This window comes from uncultured Phenylobacterium sp., assembly GCF_902826855.1.
Lineage (GTDB): Bacteria > Pseudomonadota > Alphaproteobacteria > Caulobacterales > Caulobacteraceae > Phenylobacterium.
Genome location: NZ_CADEGK010000007.1, coordinates 1 through 15,311, shown reverse-complemented (window position 1 = coordinate 15,311; position 15,311 = coordinate 1). Strand labels below are relative to the sequence as shown.

Annotated in this window: 13 protein-coding genes; 10 read left to right on the top strand and 3 right to left on the bottom strand. The window is 68.3% G+C overall.

Features of this window, described 5'->3' with window-relative positions:
• Nucleotides 1-58 precede the first annotated feature (58 nt).
• The 8 genes from QZV94_RS02090 (at nt 59) to QZV94_RS02055 (ending at nt 9,979) form a co-directional block, all read left to right on the top strand.
• Nucleotides 59-2,197 (top strand): serine hydrolase, encoded by a 2,139-nt coding sequence (locus tag QZV94_RS02090; RefSeq protein ID WP_293676142.1) that lies wholly within the window; start codon nt 59-61, stop codon nt 2,195-2,197.
• A 110-nt stretch (nt 2,198-2,307) separates the two neighbouring features.
• Nucleotides 2,308-3,954 carry a flagellar basal-body MS-ring/collar protein FliF gene (fliF, locus tag QZV94_RS02085; RefSeq protein ID WP_293676141.1) on the top strand — a complete coding sequence of 549 codons (1,647 nt, stop codon included), beginning with the start codon at nt 2,308-2,310 and terminating at the stop codon, nt 3,952-3,954.
• Nucleotides 3,954-4,982, top strand: a complete 1,029-nt coding sequence (gene fliG / locus QZV94_RS02080) for a flagellar motor switch protein FliG (protein WP_293676140.1) — start codon at nt 3,954-3,956, stop codon at nt 4,980-4,982. The genes fliF and fliG overlap by 1 nt, the downstream gene beginning before the upstream one ends.
• Entirely contained in the window at nt 4,979-5,629 is a 651-nt protein-coding gene (locus QZV94_RS02075; RefSeq protein ID WP_293676187.1) for a flagellar assembly protein FliH, read from the top strand. Before fliG ends, QZV94_RS02075 begins: the two co-directional genes overlap by 4 nt.
• Before the next feature lie 3 nt (nt 5,630-5,632).
• The gene (gene fliN, locus QZV94_RS02070) at nt 5,633-5,971 is read left to right on the top strand and encodes a flagellar motor switch protein FliN (protein ID WP_293676139.1); all 339 of its coding nucleotides are present in this window, start codon (nt 5,633-5,635) and stop codon (nt 5,969-5,971) included.
• A 26-nt stretch (nt 5,972-5,997) separates the two neighbouring features.
• Nucleotides 5,998-7,365, top strand: a complete 1,368-nt coding sequence (locus QZV94_RS02065; protein ID WP_293676138.1) for a sigma-54-dependent Fis family transcriptional regulator — start codon at nt 5,998-6,000, stop codon at nt 7,363-7,365.
• 5 nt (nt 7,366-7,370) lie between these two features.
• A complete protein-coding gene (gene flhA, locus QZV94_RS02060; RefSeq protein WP_293676137.1) occupies nt 7,371-9,464 on the top strand; it encodes a flagellar biosynthesis protein FlhA in 2,094 nt (697 codons plus the stop codon).
• 149 nt (nt 9,465-9,613) lie between these two features.
• The gene (locus QZV94_RS02055) at nt 9,614-9,979 is read left to right on the top strand and encodes a DUF4282 domain-containing protein (RefSeq protein WP_293676136.1); all 366 of its coding nucleotides are present in this window, start codon (nt 9,614-9,616) and stop codon (nt 9,977-9,979) included.
• A gap of 21 nt (nt 9,980-10,000) precedes the next feature.
• On the opposite strand, the gene QZV94_RS02050 is transcribed toward QZV94_RS02055, so the two are convergent.
• From QZV94_RS02050 to QZV94_RS02040, 3 genes are all read right to left on the bottom strand, one after another.
• Nucleotides 10,001-10,411, bottom strand: coding sequence for a flagellar export protein FliJ (locus QZV94_RS02050; protein WP_293676135.1), 411 nt, complete (start codon nt 10,409-10,411; stop codon nt 10,001-10,003).
• A complete protein-coding gene (gene fliI, locus QZV94_RS02045; protein ID WP_293676134.1) occupies nt 10,408-11,745 on the bottom strand; it encodes a flagellar protein export ATPase FliI in 1,338 nt (445 codons plus the stop codon). Before fliI ends, QZV94_RS02050 begins: the two co-directional genes overlap by 4 nt.
• A 71-nt stretch (nt 11,746-11,816) precedes the next feature.
• Nucleotides 11,817-12,218: a hypothetical protein gene (locus tag QZV94_RS02040; protein WP_293676133.1), complete on the bottom strand. Its 402-nt coding sequence runs from the start codon at nt 12,216-12,218 to the stop codon at nt 11,817-11,819.
• A gap of 279 nt (nt 12,219-12,497) precedes the next feature.
• On the opposite strand from QZV94_RS02040, the gene ctrA reads away from it, so the two are divergent.
• Nucleotides 12,498-13,199 (top strand): response regulator transcription factor CtrA, encoded by a 702-nt coding sequence (gene ctrA, locus QZV94_RS02035; protein WP_293676132.1) that lies wholly within the window; start codon nt 12,498-12,500, stop codon nt 13,197-13,199.
• 109 nt (nt 13,200-13,308) lie between these two features.
• Nucleotides 13,309-15,311 (top strand): M20/M25/M40 family metallo-hydrolase (locus QZV94_RS02030; protein WP_293676131.1); only part of this gene is annotated, 2,003 nt, incomplete at its 3' end.

Genomic DNA, 15,311 nt, shown 5'->3' with positions numbered 1-15,311 from the left:
GCTCCACCCAGGCGCAAGACGGGGCGCCGCGACTCAACCGAGGTGATATGGTCGCCTGATGAGGCGTGGGCGGTCGAAGATGCGCAACCCCGGCAAGGCGATCCTGGCGGCGATGATGCTGCTTCTCGCACCGGTCGCCCTTGCCCCCGCCGCCGTGGCCCAGGACACGTCCCCCGCCCAGAACACGCCTCCGGCCGAGAGCGCGCCCGCGGCGGCCGTGCCCAAGCGGCCGATCCCCTCCACCCGGCTGCGGCCAGCGCCGGCCGCCCCCGCTCCGGCGGCGGCCATCCCGCGTCAGCCCAACGGCGCGCGCCAGGCAGTCGGCCAGGCGCTCGATCCGGCGGAGCTCGAGGCCTTCATGGATGGCTGGATCGCCAACGCCATGGCCCGCGAGCATGTGCCGGGCGCCACCATCTCCGTGGTGCAGAACGGGCAGGTGATCCTGAAGAAAGGCTACGGTTTCGCCGATCTGGCCAACCGCCGCCGGGTGGACCCGGACCGGTCGCTCTTCCGCCTGGGCTCGGTGTCCAAGACCTTCACCTGGATCTTGCTGATGAAGGAGGTCGAGGCCGGCCGCATCCGCCTGGATCGGCCGATCAACCTGTACCTCCCCGAGAAGGTGCGCCTGCCTGGCAAGGGGGGCGAGATCATGGTGCGGAACCTGATGGACCATTCGGCCGGTTTCGAGGACCGCGCGTTGGGCCAGCTCTTCGAGAACGATCCGCGGCGCGTGCGGCCGCTGGACCTGTACCTGCGCCAGGAACGGCCGGATCGGGTGCGCGCGCCCGGCGTGCTGTCGAGCTACTCCAACTACGGCGTCGGACTGGCGGGGGCGGCCACCGCATTCGTGTCCCGCAAGACCTTCGAGCGACGGGTGGAAGACCTGATCACCGGCCCGCTGGGCATGAACCACACCACCTTCCGCGAACCCCGGCCGGAGCGGCGCGGCTTGCCTGGGGCGATGCCAGCGCGGCTGCGCGGCGACGTGGCCACCGGCTACGGCTGGCGCGCGGCGGGCTTCATGGCTGACGATTACGAGTACATCGGCCATATCGCTCCCGCGGGCTCGGCGTCGTCCACCGCCGGCGACATGTCGCGCTTCATGCTGATGCTGCTGGGCGACGGCGCCTGGAACGGGACGACCGTGTTCGGACCGCAGACGGCGCGCGCCTTCCGCAGTCCCATCCAGAAGACCCCGCCGGGCATCAACGGTTGGGCGCACGGCTTCATCATGATGGACCTGCCGGGCGGCCGGCGCGGCTACGGCCACCTGGGCCACACCATTGCCTTCCACACGAACATGACCCTGGTTCCCGAGCTGGGCCTTGGCGTGTTCATCAGCACCAACGGCGAGCGGGGGGGCAAGCTGTCCGACGTCCTGCCAGCCGCGGTGGTGAGGCACTTCTATACGGCCCCGCCGATCTTCCCTCGTCCGGGCTCACGGGACCTGGTTGAGGCCGGCGAGATCTTCGAGGGCGACTACATTTCCACGCGGCGGGCCCATGGCGGGCTGGAAGCGTTCGTGCATCTGCTGCAGGGCCAGGCCGAGGTGGACGTGACCTCCGGGGGCCGGCTGGTCGTCGCCCGCAACGGCGAGTCCATGGCCTTCGTGCCGGAGGGCCCGGTCAGCGAAGGGCGGTTCATCTCCACCGTCGGCGAAGAGCGCATCGCGTTCCGCATGCGCGACGGCCACCCGGTCAGCTTCCGATCCGGTCCAAACATCGAGACCCTCGAGCGCGCCGCGTTTGGCGAACGGGTGTCCACCCTGATCGCCGGCGCCGTGCTGACCCTGCTGGCGGCGGTGGCGACGCTTGTCGGACTGGCCGTGCGCAATCGCCGCGATCTGCGACAGAACCAGATGCAGGCGCGGGCGTCCCTGGTCCAGACGATCCAGGCGGGACTGTGGATTGCGGCCATCGGCCTGTTCGCCCTGTGGGGCGCCGGCGCCTCCGATGTCCAGGCAATCATGTACCGCTGGCCCGGCCCGCTGGTCGTCACCGCCTCGGCCTGCGCGCTCGTGGCCGCGGCGCTCACCCTGGTGACCATCGTGGCGACCCCCGCCATCTGGCAGGGCGGTCGGCGGGTCGATTCCTGGCCGGTCCTGCGTAAGGTGTCCTTTACGCTGACCGTGCTCATCTACGCTGGCTTCTCGGTGCTGCTGGCGCTGGGCGGGGCGCTGGAGCCCTGGAGCGGATGACGCACCCCCTCTAAACCGCGCCTTAACCAAGGACTGGGTAATTCCTGCCTAGCTTGGGGGCGGAACCGCGATCGCGCGGCCCTCAGACTGGTTTGAAGGGACGCCCAGTTTTGAACTCGCTGACCGCAGCCCTGCAGAGATTCGGGATCGGCCGCCTGGCCGCCATCCTCGGCATCGCCGCCGGCGCAGCGGCGGTCATGGCGGCGATCTTCATGAACCTCGGCCAGCCCAAGGCCCTGCTCTATTCCAACCTCGACCTCAAGGAAGCCGGCAACATCACCCAGGCCCTCGACCAGGCGGGCGTCAAGTACGAGGTCAAGGGTGACGGCTCCACGATCCTGGTGCCTCGCGACGAGGTCGCATCCACGCGCCTGATGCTGTCCAGCAAGGGCATGCCGACCGCCGGCTCGGTGGGCTACGAGATCTTCGACGAAGCCAGCGCCTTGGGCCAGACCGACTTCGTCCAGCAACTGAACCGTCAGCGCGCCCTCGAAGGCGAACTGGCCCGCACCATCCGCGCGCTCGACGGCGTAACCTCCGCCCGCGTCCACCTGGTGCTGCCCAAGCGCCAGCTGTTCGAGGAAGAGGCCGAGCTGCCCTCGGCCTCCGTCAGCATCGGGGTCGGCGGGCGCGAGCCCAACGCCGACCAGGTGCGCGCCATGCAGAACCTGGTGGCGGGCGCTGTGCCCAACTTGAAGCCCGACCGCGTCACCGTGATCGACCAGCACGCAAAGACCCTCTCCGGCGGCGAAATCGGCATGGCCGCCGCGGCCGACAGCCGCAAGTCGGAGGTCGAGCAGCGCATCGCCAAGCAGGTGAAGACCCTCGTCGAAGGCATCGTCGGCGCTGGCAAGGCGCGTGTGAACGTCTCGGCCGACGTCGACATGGCCCGGGTCACCACCCAGGAAGAAAAGTACGATCCGGACGGCCAGGTGATCCGCTCGGAGAGCACGACCGACGAGAACAGCAAGGAAGCCTCCGCCGATGGCGCAGGCCAGGCCTCGGTCGCCGCCAACATCCCCGGCGGCCCCGGCGCCGACACCAATGCCAACACCAATTCCTCCGGCAAGCAGGAATCCACCACCAACTACGAGATCTCCAAGTCGATCCGCACCGAGGTGCTGGAGCCCGGCGCGGTGAAGCGCCTGTCGGTCGCCGTCGCCGTGGACGGGGTCACCGCCATCGGCAAGGACGGCAAGCCCGGCGCCTACACGCCCCGCTCAGCCGAGGAGATGCAGCGCATCGAGCAGCTGGTCCGCGCCTCCGTCGGGTTCAACAGCGACCGCGGCGACCAGATGAGCGTCCTCAACGTTCGCTTCCCTACCGCAGAGGATACCGGCGGCGTGGCCGCGGCCAGCCCGCTGATGGGTTTCGACAAGAACGACATCATGCGGGCTGCCGAACTGGCCGTCCTCGCGGTCGTCGGCATCCTGATGATCTTCTTCGTGGCCCGGCCGCTGATCGGCGGCGGTGGCGGCAAGAAGGGTAAGGGCGTCGCCGGGGCGGCGGCCCAGCCGCCGGTCACCCGCATCATGGTCACCCCCGACGGCCAGCAGATGCAGATCGCCGCCGACGGCTCGATCTCGCAGCTCGCCCTGCCCGGACCGGGCCAGGACGACGGCTCCGCCCGCGTCGACATGGCGCGGGTCGACGGCCAGGTGCGCCAGAGCGCGGTCAAGAAGGTGTCCGAATTCGTGGAGGCCCATCCCGACGAGTCCGTCGCGATCCTCCGCTCCTGGCTGCATGAGACGACCTGATGGCGCGCGGGGCCTCCAAGAACATCGTCGACGCCTCGCGCCTGAACGGCGCGGAGAAGTGCGCAGTCATCCTGCTGGCGCTGGGCGAAGAGCACGCCAAGGTTTGGGCGGCGCTTGATGAGGAGGAGATCAAGGAGATCTCCCAGGCGATGGCCAGCCTCGGCAACGTGACCTCGGCCGTGGTCGAGGACCTGCTGGTCGAGTTCGTCTCCGGCATGGCCGGCACCGGCGCCATCATGGGCTCGTTCGAACAGACCCAGAAGCTGCTCGCCTCGATGATGCCCGGCGAGAAGGTCGACACCCTGATGGAGGAGATTCGCGGTCCGGCGGGTCGCACCATGTGGGACAAGCTGGGCAACGTGAACGAGGCCGTGCTCGCCAACTACCTGAAGAACGAATACCCGCAGACCGTCGCGGTGGTGCTGTCCAAGATCAAGTCGGACCACGCCGCACGCGTGCTCTCATCCCTGCCGGAAGATTTCGCGCTGGAGTGCGTCATGCGCATGCTGCGCATGGAGCCGGTGCAGCGTGAGATCCTCGACAAGATCGAGCTGACCCTGCGCAACGAATTCATGTCGAACCTGGCGCGAACGTCCAAGCGCGACAGCCACGAGATGATGGCCGACATCTTCAACGCCTTCGACCGCCAGACCGAGGCGCGCTTCATCACCGCGCTGGAAGAGCGCAACCGCGAGGCGGCCGAGCGTATCCGGGCCTTGATGTTCGTGTTCGAAGACCTCTCCAAGCTCGACCCGGGCGGCGTCCAGACCCTGCTGCGCACGGTCGAGAAGGACCAGCTGGCGCTGGGGATGAAGGGCGCCTCGGATTCACTCCGGGAAATGTTCTTCTCCAACATGTCCGAACGCGCCGCCAAGATCATGCGCGAGGACATGGACAGCATGGGCCCCGTGCGCCTGCGCGACGTCGACCAGGCCCAGATGAACATCGTCCAGGTCGCCAAGGACCTCGCCAACAAGGGCGAGATCATGCTGGCCGGCGCTGGCAACGAAGATGAGCTGATCTACTGATGTCGCAACCCGCTCAACGATTCAGGTTCGACACGGTGTTCGACGGGGCCGGCGACGTCACCGCGTCCACGCCGCGGCCGAAGCGCCTCTACCCGGTCGAGGAGGTCGAGCAGATCCGCGCGCTTGCTCATAGCGAAGGCGAGCGCGCCGCCCTGGCCAGCCTCGCCGCCCAGCAGGCGAACGCACTCAGCCAGATCGCAGCGGCCTGCAACCAGGCATTGCCGAAGCTTGCCGAAGTGGCCCACGAGCACCGCGAGGGCTCCGCCGCCCTGGCGATGGCCTGCGCGCGCGCCATCGCCGACACCGCGCTGGACCTCTTCCCCGGCGCGCCGGCCCAGGCTGCGCTGGACTCCCTCGCCCGCGAGATCGAAGCCCAGCCGCGCCTGGTGGTCAGCTGCGACCCCGCGATCGTCGAGACCCTGCAGGCCACCCTCGCCGAGGCCGCCCGCGCCCTCGGCTTCGAAGGCGCCATCGTGGTGCGGCCGGACGGCGAGTTCGGCCGCCACGCGTTCACCCTCGACTTCGGCGACGGGCAAGCCGCGTTCGACCCCGAAGCCGCCGCCGACCGCGTGGCCCAGGCCCTCAAGGCGGCGCTCGCCTCAGAGGGCCTGCACGCCGAACCCTTGATCCCCGGCTCAGAAAGCTGACCCATGGCTGATGACGACCTGAAACTCGACGAGTTCGCGCCGGAGGAAGCCGCTGCCTTGGCCGACCCCGGCGGCGATGAACAGCGCAGCGCCACGGACCTCGCACCCGTGTTCGACGTCCCGGTGGCGATCTCCGCGGTGCTGGGACGCTCCACCATGTCGGTGGCGCAGCTACTGCAGCTCACCCAGGGCAGCGTGCTGGAGCTCGATCGCAAGGTCGGCGAGGCGATCGACATCTATGTGAACAACCGCCTGGTGGCCCGCGGGGAGGTCGTCATCGTCGACGAACGCCTGGGCGTGACCATGACGGAAATCATCAAGGACGGCGAAGGCCAGGGCTGAAGCCCGCCCTTCTGAAGGAGTAGAACATGCGGCTTCTGGTCGTCGGAAAACTGAGCGGACAGCTCTCCACCGCCGTGAAGATGGCGATGAGCGCGGGCGCGAAGGTGAGCCACGTCGAGTCCATCGAGGCGGCGACCCACGCGTTGCGCGCCGGCCAGGGCGCGGACCTGTTGATGGTCGACTACGACCTGGACATCGCCGGCCTGATCGCCGCCAACGAGGTTGAGCGCATTCGCGTGCCCGTGGTGGCCTGCGGCATCGCCGCCGATCCCAAGCGCGCCGCCGACGCCATCCGCGCCGGCGCCAAGGAGTTCATCCCGCTCCCCCCCGAGGCGGCCCTTATTGCCGCGGTGCTGGCCGCGGTGAGCGACGACAACCGCCCGATGGTGGTGCGCGATCCCAACATGCAGGCTGTGATCAACCTGGCCGACCAGGTCGCCGCCTCGGACGCCTCGATCCTGATTACCGGCGAGAGCGGCGTCGGCAAGGAAGTCATCGCCCGGTACATCCACCAGAAGTCGCGCCGGGCGAACCGGCCGTTCATCTCCGTGAACTGCGCCGCCATCCCCGAGAACCTGCTGGAGAGCGAGCTGTTCGGCCACGAGAAAGGGGCTTTCACGGGAGCCCTCGCCCGGCGGATCGGCAAGTTCGAGGAAGCCACCGGCGGCACCCTGCTGCTGGACGAGATCTCCGAGATGGACACACGCCTGCAGGCCAAACTGCTGCGCGCCGTGCAGGAACGCGAGATCGACCGCGTCGGCGGCTCCAAGCCGGTGAAGATCGACATCCGCATCCTGGCCACTTCCAACCGCGACCTGGCCCAGTCCGTGAAGGAGGGGACGTTCCGCGAGGACCTGTTCTACCGCCTCAACGTCGTGAACCTGCGCCTGCCGCCGCTGCGCGAGCGGCCGGGCGACGTAGTGGCCATGTCAGAATTCTTCATCAAGAAGTACGCCGCCGCCAACGGCATGGCCGAGAAGCCGCTCAGCCAGGAGGCGCGCCGCCGGCTGACCGCCCACCGCTGGCCCGGCAACGTCCGCGAGCTGGAGAACGCCATGCACCGCGCGGTGCTGCTCTCCGTCGGCGCCGAGATCGACGAGAACGCCATCCGCCTGCCCGACGGCCAGCCGCTCGCGCCGGCCGACGCCCACGCCCGCACGGCCCACATCGCCGCCAGCGCCGCCGAGGTCGCCACCCGCGCCTTCGTCGGTCAGACCGTGTCGGAGATGGAGCAACAGCTGATTATCGAGACCCTGGAGCACTGCTTCGGCAACCGCACGCATGCGGCCAACATCCTGGGAATCTCGATCCGCACGCTGCGCAACAAGCTGAAGGAATACACCGAGGCCGGCGTCACGGTGCCGGCGCCCCAGATGGGCCAGAGCGCAGCGTGAGCTGAATGGCGGACACCGGCTCCTCCTACCGCTTCGATACCGCACCCTCCGCCAGGGACATGTGGAGCTGGGTCGCTCGCGGCGAGGTGATGCTCGCCGTGGGCGTCGTCGGGATCGTGGTCCTGATGATCCTGCCGATCCCGGCGTTCGTCCTGGACGGGCTTCTGACGGTGTCCATCCTGATGTCGGTCCTGATCCTGATGACCTCGCTGCTCATCAAGAAGCCGCTGGAGTTCACATCCTTCCCCACGGTCCTGCTGGTGGCGACCCTGTTCCGCCTCAGCCTGAACATCGCCACCACGCGCCTGATCCTCACCCACGGCCACGAGGGCGCGCACGGCGCCGGGGCGGTGATCGAGACCTTCGGCAAGCTGATGATGGGCGGCAACTTCGCCATCGGGGTGATCGTGTTCGCCATCCTGGTGGTGGTGAACTTCGTCGTGATCACCAAGGGCTCCGGCCGGATCGCCGAAGTCGCGGCGCGGTTCACCCTGGACTCCATGCCCGGCAAACAGATGGCCATCGACGCGGATCTGAGCTCGGGCCTGATCGAGCAGGACGAGGCCAAGAAGCGGCGCAAGGATCTTGAGCAGGAGTCGACCTTCTTCGGCGCTATGGACGGCGCGTCGAAGTTCGTGCGCGGCGACGCTGTGGCTGGCCTGGTGATCCTCGCGATCAACGTGATCGGCGGGATCGTGATCGGTGTGGCGCAGCACAAGGTGCCGCTGGGCGAGGCCTTCTCGACCTATACGATCATGTCGATCGGCGATGGCCTGGTCACCCAGATCCCGGCCCTGGTCATCTCGATCGCCGCCGGCTTCCTGGTGTCCAAGGCCGGGGTCGAGGGCGCGGCCGACAAGGCGCTGGTCACCCAGCTGGCCATGAACCCGATCAGCTTGGGCATGGTCTCCGCGGTCGCCGGCATACTAGCCGTGGTCCCCGGCATGCCGATCATCCCCTTCGCCGCACTGTCGATCGGCGCCGGCGTGCTGGCGTGGAAGCGCTCCAAGACCGCCTCCCAGCCCGCGCCCGTTGAGATCGTCGAGGCGCCGGCCGAGGCCGAGGACGAGCCGATCGCCCAGACCCTGGCCATCGACGAGATCAAGATCGAGCTGGGCTACGGGCTCCTGCCGCTTATCAACGACCTGGAAGGCCGCCGGCTCACCGACCAGATCAAGGCGCTGCGCCGCACACTGGCCGCCGACTTCGGCTTCGTGATGCCCTCCGTGCGCATCCTCGACAACATGCGCCTTCCTTCCCAGGGCTACTGCCTGCGGATCAAGGAGATGGAGGCCGGCCAGGGCGAGGTCCGCATCGGCTCGCTGATGGCCATGGACCCGCGCGGCGGCCAGGTCGAGCTGCCCGGCGAGCACATGAAGGAGCCCGCGTTCGGCCTGCCCGCGACCTGGATTGAGGACAGCCTGCGCGAGGAGGCGACCTTCCGCGGCTACACCATCGTCGATCCGGCGACGGTCCTGACCACGCACCTGACCGAGATCCTCAAGGAGAACATGCCGGATCTCCTGACCTACGCCGAGGTCCAGAAGCTGATCAAGGACCTGCCGGCCGAGCAGAAGAAGCTGGCCGACGACCTGATACCCGCGACTGTATCCGCGACGACGCTGCAGCGCGTCCTGCAGGCGCTGCTGCGCGAGAAGGTGTCGATCCGCGACCTCGGGGCCATCCTGGAAGGTATCGGCGAAGCGGCGCCGCACACAGCTTCGATCACGCTGCTGGTGGAACAGGTTCGCGGCCGCCTGGCGCGGCAGCTCTGCTATTCGTACCGCGGCGATGACGGCGCCCTGCCGATCGTCACGCTGTCGGCCGAGTGGGAGAACGCCTTCTCTGACGCCCTGGTGGGTTCGGGCGAGGAGAAGCAGCTGGCGCTGGCGCCATCGCGCCTGCAGGAATTCATCCGCAACGTCCGTGAGACCTTCGAGCGGGCCTCCATGGCGGGCGACAGTCCGGTGCTGCTCACCAGCCCGACGATCCGGCCCTACGTCCGCTCAATCATCGAGCGCTTCCGCGGCCAGACGCCGGTGATGAGCCAGAACGAGATCCACCCGCGAGCCCGTCTGAAGACGGTCGGGGCGATATAGGTCAGGCCAGCCTAACTTCGGGCGTGCGCGCCATGGGCGGGCCGAAGCGGTTTGGCTAATGGATTCTGCGCCGTTGCAGGGCGCCGCCCCGGCTGATAGCCCTTCGACCTCGCGGGCGTTTCGCCCGACACTTGAGTCTCGGATTTCGGATGCGGCGACCCCCACAGCGACCCCAGGGCCCCGGCGGTCAGTTCCTGTGGGACCTGCTGACCTTCGAGCGCCTGGTGACCGGTCCGCTGATCCACCTCGTCTATTGGGCCGGTCTCGGCATCATCGGGATCATGGCCTTCGGCGTGCTGGGCGCGACGGTGGGCGTGGCGATCCGCGAGGGGAACATCTTCCTGGGCATCCTGCTGGCGCTCGGCGTGCTGGGCATCGGCCTGCTGGGCGTGGGCGCCGCGGCGCTCCTGTGGCGCGCCTTCTGCGAGTTCTACGTGACGGTCTTCAAGATCAGCGAAGACCTGCACGTCCTGCGCCAGGACGTCGAAGCTGAGCGGGGCCGGCGGTCAGAATAGCCCGCTCATCCCAGCGATGACCTAGCGCGCGACCTTGCGGCGAAGACCGAGTTCGTCCAGGGCGGCGGTCTCGCGTCGGCCGGTTTCCTTGCGTTCGGCGACCGCCAGGCTCTCGGCGATGTGTTCATACTTCTTCTGGGCCTCGAAGGCCTCGGCCAACGCGTCGCGAGCGCCTTGCTCCTCGACGAGAATGACCTCGATCTCCGACTGGATCCTGGCCTTGCGGATTCGCAGGCCTTCCAGGAACCCGGCCCGGTAGAAGCCAGTGGCGGTCTCCTGAGCAGAGAACAGGGCCTCCACCTCGCCCTCGGCCTCGAGCATCGTCAGCCTGAGTTCGGCATCCATGCGGCGATCCACGATGTCGGCCAGACGCTTCTGCAGCACCTCGGCCTCATAGCGTGACAGCTTGATCAGGGAATGGGCCCAACTCATGCGGCGGCTCCGTTCAGGATGTCGGACAGGCCGGCGAAGGAGGCCTCAAGGCTGGTGGCCTCGTCCTTGTCCTGGCCCAGGAAGGCTTCGATGGACGGGTTGAGGGCGATGGCGCGATCGATCAGCGGGTCAGCGCCGGCGCGGTAGGCTCCGATGCGGATCAGCTCTTCCATGTTGGCGTAGGCGCTCATCGCCTCACGGGCCTGCCTCACCACCAGCCGCTCGTCCGGCTCCTGGCAGCCGGGCATGGTCCGGCTGATGGACTTCAGGACGTTAATGGCCGGGAACCGGCCTCGCTCCGCGATGGCCCGCTCCATGACGATATGTCCGTCCAGGATGCCGCGTACGGCGTCGGCGATGGGTTCGTTGTGGTCGTCGCCGTCAACCAGCACGGTGAAGAGGCCGGTGATCGGCCCCGCCTTGGTGCCGTCCGGGCGGATCGGGCCGGGGCCGGCGCGCTCCAGGAGCTTCGGCAGTTCGGTGAAGACGGTTGGCGTGTAACCCTTGGTGGTGGGCGGCTCGCCGGCGGCCAGTCCGATCTCGCGCTGGGCCATGGCGAAACGGGTGACCGAGTCCATCAGGCACAGGACTTCCATGTCCTGATCGCGGAGGAATTCGGCGATCGCCATGGTCATGTAGGCGGCCTGGCGGCGCTTCAGCGCCGGCTCGTCGGAGGTGGCGACCACGACGATGGCGCGGCGCAGGCCCTCCTCGCCCAGGGTCTCTTCGATGAACTCGCGGACCTCACGGCCGCGTTCGCCGATCAGGCCGACCACGACGGCGTCGCAGTCGGCGTTCTTGGCCAGCATGGAGAGCAGCACCGACTTACCGACTCCGGAGCCGGCGAACACCCCGAGCCGCTGGCCGCGGCAGCAGGTGGTGAACACGTTCATGGCGCGGACGCCCAGGTCAAGCCGCTCGCCGACGCGGGCGCGGGCGTGAGCGGAGGGCGGCGAGGCGCGCAGCGGATAGCCCACGATTCCCTGCGGCAGCGGACCCTTACCGTCGATGGGTTCGCCAAAGCTGTCGATGATCCGACCAAGCCAGGCCTTGGTGGGCCGAACCGCCGAGCCGAGGGGCTGGATGCGGATCTCAGCCCCGGGCGCCACGCCCTCGACCGGGCCGAACGGCATTAGGAGCGCGCGGTTCTCGCGGAATCCCACGACTTCGGCCGCCACCGGGTTGTGGGCGAGTCGGTCTATCTCGGCCCGGGCGCCGATCGCGAGGCGGGACAGACCGCCGCGGGCTTCGATCAGCAGGCCATTGACGGCCGCCACACGGCCGGACACCGTCAGTGGATCCAGCCGCTCGACCGCGGCAACCAGACTTTTCAAGAAGTGAAACCCCTAAACCCGACGCGCGCACCATCGCGCGCGCACGCTTAAGGGGTCGTGAAGAACAAGCGTCAGTGTACGTCGTTGGGAGCTGCCCGGCCTGCGGCCCCGCGACGCACTGATGAGACCTTCTCGGCCACGGCTTCGCCCTTCGCACGGGCGGTTTCCAGAAGTTCGTGGGTCTTGGCCGTCGCCTCGCCCATCAGGGCATGGCTCTTTACCGCCGCCTCCTCCATCAACGCCTGGCCGCGAACGCGGGCGTCCTCGATCAGAGGGCCAGCCGTGCTGGCGATCTTCCTGCGGTTGGTGAACGCCAGAACCCCGGCCAGCGCCAGAAGGCCCGCGCCGATCATCAGCATCGGATTCCTCGAGGCGTAGCGCATGGCGGGGCCCGTGAGGTGCTGCGCATGCTTCAAGTGGTCGCGGCGGAGCGGCAGGCGATAGCGTGACAACGTTTCTCTGAGGTCGGTCATGGGGAATCTCCTGCCTTGGCTAGTGAGAACCCCTTGCGGCAAAAGGCGTTCCCGCCGTCCGCTTCGGGACGACCGTCCAATCACAATAGATTCATCGGGGCTGCGACTCTGCGCCTCTGCGGCCCAGCTTGAGTCGGATTCCGAAATCAGATTAACGATTCTCCTGGAGCGGCCAGCAGCATTAACCGGTCTTAAAGAACGGTGGGTCAGGTTAACGGTGAGCCATGGGGCCGGTTCACCAGAACGGCCTGGGAATGCGGGACGCGGCAGGAGAGGCCAATGCGCGTATTGTTGATCGAGGACGACAGCGCGACCGCGCAGAGCATCGAGTTGATGCTCAAGTCGGAAGGCTTCAACGTCTATACGACGGACCTGGGCGAGGAAGGCGTCGATCTGGGGAAGATCTACGACTACGACCTCATCCTGCTCGACCTGAACCTGCCCGACATGAGCGGCATGGACGTTCTGCGGACGCTCCGGGTGGGCAAGATCAACACCCCGATCATGATCCTCTCCGGCACCGCCGAGATCGAGACGAAGGTGAAGACCTTCTCCGGCGGCGCGGACGACTACATGACCAAGCCGTTCCACAAGGACGAGCTGGTCGCGCGCATCCATGCGGTCGTGCGCCGCTCCAAGGGCCACGCCCAGTCGGTGATTAAGACCGGCGACATCGTGGTCAACCTGGACGCCAAGACGGTCGAGGTGGGTGGCATGCGCGTGCACCTGACCGGCAAGGAATACCAGATGCTGGAGCTGCTCTCGCTGCGAAAGGGCACGACCCTCACCAAGGAAATGTTCCTGAACCACCTCTATGGCGGCATGGACGAACCCGAGTTGAAGATCATCGACGTCTTCATCTGCAAGCTTCGCAAGAAGCTGGCGGCTGCGGCCGACGGCAAGCATCACATCGAGACCGTCTGGGGCCGGGGCTATGTCCTGCGCGACCCGCAAGAGAGCATGGCGACCGTCGCCGCCTGATCTTCCCGATCCGGTTGAAGCTAACGCAACGCCCGCCTTCACCGGCGGGCGTTTTCGTTTCCGGCGACGCGCGATAGCCTCTCTCGCGGATCGCGCGCGGAGGACGGACATGGGTCGGCTCTTGGCCTTGCTGGCGGCGCTGGTCGCCGGCTCCTGGATCGCCTTCGTCGACCAGCAGCTGCCCGAATCCCAGCCGGCCGGCGCGCCGGCGGTGGAGTTCGCCGGCGAGCGCGCGTTCGCAGACGTGAACTTCATGGCGGCTGCGCCCCACCCGGTGGGCTCCCCCGACAACGCCAACGTCCGCGACGCCCTGGTCGGCCGCATGCTGCGCCTGGGCCTGAGCCCCCAGGTGCGACCAGGCGTGGGCGTATGGACCGGGAAGCAGGCCCCGAACACGATTGTCGCCGGTCCGATCGAGAACGTGGTGGGCGTCCTGCCGGGCCGCGACCGCAGCGCCCCGGCGCTGGCGCTGATGGCCCACTACGACAGCGTGCCCGGCTCACCTGGCGCCGCCGACGACATGCTGGGCGTAGCCTCGGCCCTCGAGGTGGTGCGCGCCATCAAGGCCCGCGGGACGCCGGCCCGCGACGTGATGGTGGTGTTCACCGACGGCGAGGAAGCAGGCCTCCTGGGCGCCAACCACTTCTTCCGCCGCGATCCCCTCGCCACCCGCATCGGGCTGGTCATCAACCTGGAGGCGCGAGGATCCAGCGGACGCGTGCAGATGTTCCAAACCAGTCCGCAGAACGGCGACCTGATCCGCCTCTTCCAGCGCACCGCCCAGCGGCCGGCGTCGTCATCGCTGTCCGTGCTGCTCTACGAGGAGATGCCCAACGACACCGACCTGACGGAGTCGCTGAAGGCCGGGATCGCAGGGCTGAACTACGCCATCATTGGCCGCCAGTTCGACTACCACAGCGCGACATCCACGCCGGAAAACCTGGATCGCGGCTCGCTGCAGGACATGGGGACGCAGGTCCTGGCGATCGCCTCCGAAGTGGCCTTCTCGACAGAACTGCCGAGCCGCTCGCCCTCGCTGGTCTATTCGAGCCTCTTCGGCGACGTCGTGGCGGCCTACCCGGCGTGGGGCGGCTGGGTGCTGCTGGGCGTGATTGCGCTGCTCATCGCCCTGGCCGTCCGCTGGGCGCGCCACGCCGGCGAGTTCGAGGCCAAGGACATCGCCCGCGGCATGGGCGCGCTGCTGTTCGTGGGCTTCGGGGCCGTGGCCGTGCTGCAGTTCGCGCGCCGGCTCACCGGAGCGGAGGTCGGGTTCCTGGAGCAGCGTTTCCTGCTGGCCCAGGTGACGCGCTGGGAGTGGGCGGTGATGCTGATCTCGCTCGGCGTCATGCTGATCGCGGCGGCCGAGCTGTCGCGGAACCGGCGGTGGGTGGTGCTGCTGCCGATCGCTGCCGGCCTCGCCTGCTCGATCTTCCACTGGTACGATCTGATCGGCGCGGTGAGTGGCCTCGTCGCCGGCGCGGTCGGCTATTTCACCTACGGCAAGCCGGTGAACCGCAAGGGGGCCTGGGCCGGGATCCTGATCCTTGGCTGGGTGCTGGCGGCGGCGGTTCAGATCGCCGCGCCCGCCGCGGCCTACGTCCTGGCCTGGCCGCTCCTGGTCGGCGCCGTCGGCGCGGCAGCCACCTCGCTGAGCGCGCGTCGCGCGCTCCTGCCTCTGGCCCTGCTGACGGTGCTGGCCGCGGTCGGGTTGGGCTGGCAAGGCGGGCTGTCCCACTTCGCTTTCGAGGCGATGGACCTGATGCCGGTGTTCGGCCTCCAGATGGTGACGGCGGCGTTCGTTCTCTGGCCGCTGGCGCAGCCGGACCCGGGCCGCTCGCCGTCACGGTACATCGGCATCCTTGTCCTGGCCGCCGGCTTGGCCCTGACCCTGGTCGTCCGGTCCGCCGACCCGTGGACGCCGCGCTATCCGGCGGTGACCCACGTGGGCTATCACCTGGATCAGGACAGCGGGAAGGCTTGGCGCTTCGCCCAGGACGACGACCGCAGCGTCTGGACCGACACGGTCCTGGGCGCCGACGGCGGGGCCAAGGCGCTCCGCACGCATTGGGCCTGGCGGCGGCCGGTGATGGCAGCGGCGGCCACGCCTCTGCC